The sequence below is a fragment of the Bartonella sp. PS17NMGDW genome (assembly GCF_042193555.1).
In the GTDB taxonomy this organism is placed as follows: Bacteria; Pseudomonadota; Alphaproteobacteria; order Rhizobiales; family Rhizobiaceae; genus Bartonella; species Bartonella grahamii.
Genome location: NZ_JBHILY010000032.1, coordinates 1 through 6,033, shown reverse-complemented (window position 1 = coordinate 6,033; position 6,033 = coordinate 1). Strand labels below are relative to the sequence as shown.

The 6,033-nt window shown below is 33.9% G+C and carries 3 protein-coding genes and 2 pseudogenes; all 5 read right to left on the bottom strand.

Annotation, left to right across the window (positions count from 1 at the left end):
* Nucleotides 1-186, bottom strand: a pseudogene (locus ACFIJK_RS08670) (hypothetical protein); the annotation flags it as partial.
* A 98-nt stretch (nt 187-284) separates the two neighbouring features.
* Nucleotides 285-974 carry a hypothetical protein gene (locus ACFIJK_RS08665; RefSeq protein WP_375627516.1) on the bottom strand — a complete coding sequence of 230 codons (690 nt, stop codon included), beginning with the start codon at nt 972-974 and terminating at the stop codon, nt 285-287.
* A gap of 82 nt (nt 975-1,056) precedes the next feature.
* Nucleotides 1,057-1,824, bottom strand: coding sequence for a hypothetical protein (locus ACFIJK_RS08660; RefSeq protein ID WP_375627515.1), 768 nt, complete (start codon nt 1,822-1,824; stop codon nt 1,057-1,059).
* Nucleotides 1,825-3,349: 1,525 nt separating this feature from the next.
* A pseudogene (locus ACFIJK_RS08655) lies at nt 3,350-3,805 on the bottom strand (type ISP restriction/modification enzyme); the annotation flags it as partial.
* A gap of 585 nt (nt 3,806-4,390) precedes the next feature.
* The gene (locus ACFIJK_RS08650) at nt 4,391-5,998 is read right to left on the bottom strand and encodes a YfjI family protein (protein ID WP_375627514.1); all 1,608 of its coding nucleotides are present in this window, start codon (nt 5,996-5,998) and stop codon (nt 4,391-4,393) included.
* Nucleotides 5,999-6,033: the final 35 nt, after the last annotated feature.

The following is a 6,033-nucleotide window of genomic DNA, read 5'->3' as shown; positions in this document are numbered from 1 at the left end:
ATCATACACCCAGCAATTGCCATCATGGGATAGGTTAACTTCCTTTTCAATAAAGCCGCCTAAAGACCCCGCCTTTACATCATCAAAATCTTTTAAAGCTTTAATGCGATAAAGGCTTATAATATTTCGAGTAAGAGCATGTTTGATTTTTTTGATTTCACTGGTTAATTCGTATTTTTTGCACATAGAGATACCCTCACAATTTAATGTGATAAACATTTGATAAAATTTGAAATGGAAAAATTGGGTTGGAAAGCAGGCGCCCCCGCCGCGCCCGCGCGTCTTTACGCAGCGTTATTTTCAATAATCTTTACAACGGTATCGTTTTCATAAATTTCACAATCTTCAGGAATTCCATATGCATAATAAAAGTTTTGTTTGACATATGAATAACCATCTCTTTTTAACCTTGCATTGCCATGTACCAAACCTCTAATGGTGTGATAACCAGTCACTTTTGCATTCCCATAAACAGAACCATAGACCTTAACATACCCACCCACGCTAGCATTGCCATAAACCTTGCCATAAATTTTAGCAGCGCCACTGATAACAGCATGATCATAAACTACCGCCTTGCTATGAATACGAGCATTTCCTGATAATTTTGCATTGCCATAAACCCTTGCATATTGATAAACCCACACCTTATCAGAAAGATGCGCATTATCATAAACATGAGCTCCAAAATACACGCGGGTTTTATCATATACATGCGCATTGCCATAAACAAAACCACCAATGGCAGCATTGCCATATACCCTTGCATTTTCATAAACACGACCAGATTTTACAACACAAGCATTATCATAAACCCAGCAATTGCCATCATGAGAGAGGTTATCTTCCTTTTCAATAAAGCCCCCTAAAGTACCTGCTTTAACATCAGCAAAGTCTTTTAATGCTTTAATGCGATAAAGGGTATGATTATTAATTACACGCGTTTCATTTGTGAGTGCAAACTTCTTTTGCATGAGCACAATTCCTTTATAGAGATTTAAATTTTTAAATGAGATGTTTAAAGGAGGGCGCCCCCGCCGCGCCCGCGCGTGTCATTTACGCAGCATCACTTTCATATTCGCTGTCATTATCATCGTCATAATACCCTTCAAAATCAGCATAATACTCATGACGATAATAATCATCTTCGCTCCCAAACTCAGGATATGCATCATCACAGATATCTTCATTAGCTGTTAAAGAGGCATTGCTATGAATATATGAAGAACCAGAGATAAGAGCATCACAAATAACGGCATCATCAAAAACACGTGATTCATCACAAATGTAAGCAGAGCCACTTATTTTTGCATTGCCTCCGACATGAGCATCATCACAAATGACAGCATTATCGGAAATATGAGCATGATCAGTGACACGGGCGTTATCATAAATTTGTGCATTGCCTTCAATTACAACGGCGTTGCTAGCATGCGCATTACCAGACAGTTTTGCATTGTCCTTTAATGTCATACCTTCAAAAATAGCATTCCCATAAATTTGCGCATTACCATAGACATCAACAAAAAAGCTTTTTACTTTAGCATTTCCAAAGACGCGTGCATTTTGAAAGACCCGAGCTTTATTATACACCCAGCAATTACCCTCATGAGATAAGTTGTTTTCATTTTCAATATACCCCCCTAAATCGCCTTTTTTGACATCATCAAAATCTCTTAAGGCTCTAATTCGAGTTAAGAAATGACCATCGATATATTCACAATCATCAATAAATTCGTATTTTTTTGCAGGATTTTGTTTATTAACAAGCACAGTTTCATTTGAAATAGAAGAGATAACGGGGGGGGTGTTTGAATTTGTCATTTTAAATTCTTTCTAATCATAAAAGGTTTCTATTGACCCCCTAATGGGCGTCGGGCGCTAGAAACACGGTGATTAGTCCGCTGTATGCTTTCCCCTTGAAAGGGTATTGTATGGCATAACCACACCCGACAAAATTCTCATATACTAACAAAAGCATAAAAGAAAGTCAGTATTTTAAAGGCATGGGAGAGGCTGTTTCGTAACCTATCCGCTAATCACTAAGTGTTTCTATCACTTGATTATTTATATAACAAAATACGTATTTATTGTCAAACAATATTTTATCTTTTTTGTATTTTTTTAAATACGTTGTGTATTGATAATATCTTATGCTTATTAATTGCTTCTTTTATATTTATGTGCTTTTAAAGCTATATTATAGGTTTTATGAAACGATTGCGTTATTTTCTGAATCTATACATTTATAATATTTAGAAACGCTCTCATAATGCGTATTTTAAACTTTATAACCTATCAATTTTGTCACTAAATGGCTTTTAAGATTTCTGTTAATTTCTTTTAATAACACATTTTAGACTTAACAGCCTTTATAGGGACTGTCTTTATAACAAATGCTTTCATTTGCATTTTTGCTTTCTCTATAGCTGTTATGTTCTTTATAGCCATGGCATCATTTTTCAGTTTCATAAGAGAAACGATAAATAGGATAATTGTGATTTATTGCCTGTTATGAAAACATCTCAATAGAAACTGATCATTATAGAGATGAGCAAAATCCCTTTTAATAAACTTTTGTCATTTTTGTCAGTTCTTTTTAGAACCTATATCATTTTTTTTAATGAGAGAAAATTAAAATCATTATATTTCAATAAGTTAAGTTTTATGAATTTTTCAAAATACAACTTATTAAAACAGCCATAACAAATAAATACAACTGTAAATATATATTTGTCAGTTTATGTCAGTACATTGAATCGACAAAAGTGATCATTTAGTGAATGATTAAAACATGTCTTATGAGAGTATGTGATCTTTTAAAGCCTTTCAAAAGAAAGGGATTATAATCATAATAAATGCTATCAAGACCATTATGGTTATGAGTTTTGGAGGTGCTTTTTACGCCCCCCTTTACATATTTTTCAATAAAAAATAAAAGTCATTATATTTCAATATGTTATTTTTTATCAATTTTTCAAAAAACAACCTATATCAATAGTACAACCTATAAATTCAACTAATGCTCTATGTTTTGTAAGGGTTTTGGGGGGGTAGAAACATTCAAAACCTATAAGTAATATAAGAAAATGAATATACATAACCCTCTTTAAATAAAGCTTCTGATAACAATAAAGCTATCATTTTAGATTACGGTTTAATCTTTTAAAGGCAATGTAAATAAGAGTATCTAAAAGTGCAAGTTTCTTCTTTTTAAATAACGTATGATAAATTATCCTTTTAAAGATTGTATGTCAGCAATTTATAAAAGGGATATAAGAACCTATAGGTATAAAACCTTATACCCCTTATGAGTTTATCATACCCATTATGTGAGCATGCTTTTAAGTTATTCAGTTTCTCTTATTTCCAATTTTGGTAGGTTCTTAACAATTTTCATTGTCTCTAAACTTATGGTAATAACCCTCTGAAATAACTCTAGAGGGTAGGCAGGGTTGCCAATGGTTTCAACAGCATAACGATTGGCATCATTAACAATGCCACTCTTTTTATCAGTCTTAACACATTGACGCCCCATAACCCATTCAAGAGCGGATTTACCATTAACGATATACTCACAAGCGTCAAGAGGGATATCTGTTATTGTGATATTGTTATTATAAATAACAGTGGTTTTATCTTTCTCTTTACCTGTTTTTGCGAATTTCATTTCAGTCACGTAATAGAATTTTTCTGGATTAGAGATCTCTGTAACTTTTGGATTACCTTTTTTAAAGGTTACGGGATAAGGTTTTACAGTTTCATAATTCACGTGCAAATGATCTAGTTCACGCCCTGTTACAACAGAGCTCCGTTTTCGTATAAGGGGTTTAAGTCTCTTCAAAAGAATTAAAATGAAGCTTATTAAATCCATTTTGAATGAATTGAGAAAAAATGCAGAAAAATGCTAAAAAAACCGATATTTTTTTTCAAAAGAGTTTTTAAATGCTGTTTATCCGCAGCCCATGAGAGAGATCAGATCAGCAAAATAGTGAAATTTGCTGTTTATTTTATGGAAAAAGACAAATGAAGCATGTGCTTTTAAAATATCATAATGATTATTTTGATAGATTTTATGAGTCACTAAAATAATCTAGTTTGTTAGTTCAATTTACAGACACAAACTGACAAATATATATTATTGATTGTATTTAAGGTTGTATTGTCGATATAGGTTGTATCGTTAAAATGCTAACATATTGAAATATAATGATTTTAATTTTCTCTCATTTAAAAAAAATGATATAGGTTCTAAAAAGAACTGACAAGACTGACAAAACTCTTCTGATAAGGTCACTCAGATCATTTGCTTTTGGAAAAAAGTTCCTTGATGAGAATGCCATAAAAAGAGTTTTGCGTGGTTGTCTTAAAGACTTCAAAAGAGATTTTTTTATTGTTTTATGCTGTTGTTTTTAACCAAAGGATGCCATTCATACCGTCTATCAGGACGCCGACCTAATTCATTCCCCTCTATAGGAAATTCACGAATATAGTTACAACGACATAAAAGCTCTAAAGCTTGCTTAACGGCTCCATTGTCTTTTAAAGATCTCCAACACCGTCTATAGATATCTCTTGCCGTAAAAACATTGGGTAAAAGATCACAGCGCTCTACAATTAATTTTGCACGCTCTGCTGTTAATGTATCATTCGCCGCATAAAGACGTTTTGCATGACTTATCAGATATTCTTCCCAATATAAGGCTCTCTCAAGGGCATCTCTATTGATTTCAAAACGCCCCCCTTCACTCAATTCAAAAATCAATGCAAGGGTTGGTATGGTTTTATTCATTTTCAAAAGATGCGCTTGTAAACTTGATGAGAAATGACCTCCTTTGATTGTTCTTTGAAAATTTTCCCACCATACACGAAACATTTCTTGAGCTTCAGCAGAAAAGCGTATGGTAATAGGGTGTTTTGGTGATCCTAATGGTTTATCATAAAGAGAACGAAAAATTCCTTGATAACTTTCCCATGCCTTTTGATTGGGAGGTCTATCAACCCATAACCGCTCTTTTCGTTCATCGGGCCACACCAGCATTTGAAATCGTTGCAATAAGCCGTCATTATTTGTTCCATGGTGCATTGCTTGAATAATGGGAATAATCCGTGAAGGTTGAATGCCCCCAATAATGGAAATGGTTGCATTGGGAATAAAAATGGTTCCACGTCCTATACGGTCATAGGTGTATGATTTTTTGCCATTAAAAGCTGTTAGATAAAAAGAACGGTCTGATTGATATTCCTTCCGTTCCAAATCGGATAAAAAACCAGATAATTCATCACGAACCAACAAGAGACCACGGGGGTTTTCTTTTAACAATTCCCCAAGCTTTTCGACGGTCACATCGTTGACAATAAGACGTCGTTTATTAAGCGTGTCATCTTCCTCACTTTCTTTATGTTCAAGAGATTGAGAAAGAAGAGCAAGGGCTTGTTCCTCGTCTTGATCTTTGAGTGCTTTGTAGGCTTGTTTTTTCTTTTCTCTTTTGTCTAATTCAATAAGAATATCTTTTGTTTCTTGCTGTTTTTTCTTCTTTAACCATTCTTGATGCCATTCCTCTTGAAAAACATCAAGAGGTGCTAAAGCAGCTTCCATGGTATCTGTTTTCATAGTTGAAGGTTCCCCCACAATGGCACCCCAGAGATTAGGAACAATTTTCCAATTGGCATGTTGTTTTGGAGAAACCCGCACGCCATTTCCAATGACAGCAGACAATCCACATAAAGCAGAAACAGCAACAAAATCGATAGAAGATTGTTGAATATCAGCAACGTCATAAACATAGTTTATTAATGGTGTTGGAAGCAGGAATATTTTAAAAGGCTCGACGGGTAAGAGAGCCGTAGCAATCGGTTGTAATTGCCCCCAACCATTTTGTTGCAAGGCTTGTTCATAAGAAATGGCTTTTAAACAAGTATTTTCGTTTAAAGAGACATTATCGTTATCATTGATGGGAGTATTTTCATTATTGTTTTGTAAATTACTATCTTTCATAGTTTCCCTCTTTTAAGAAAGTAATACGTTATTAA

What these genes read in the sequence shown, in the direction of transcription:
- ACFIJK_RS08665 (WP_375627516.1), bottom strand. Translation starts at nt 974, where the DNA reads ATGCAAAAGAAGTTTGCACTCACAAATGAAACGCGTGTAATTAATAAT.
- ACFIJK_RS08660 (WP_375627515.1), bottom strand. Translation starts at nt 1,824, where the DNA reads ATGACAAATTCAAACACCCCCCCCGTTATCTCTTCTATTTCAAATGAA.
- ACFIJK_RS08650 (WP_375627514.1), bottom strand. Translation starts at nt 5,998, where the DNA reads ATGAAAGATAGTAATTTACAAAACAATAATGAAAATACTCCCATCAAT.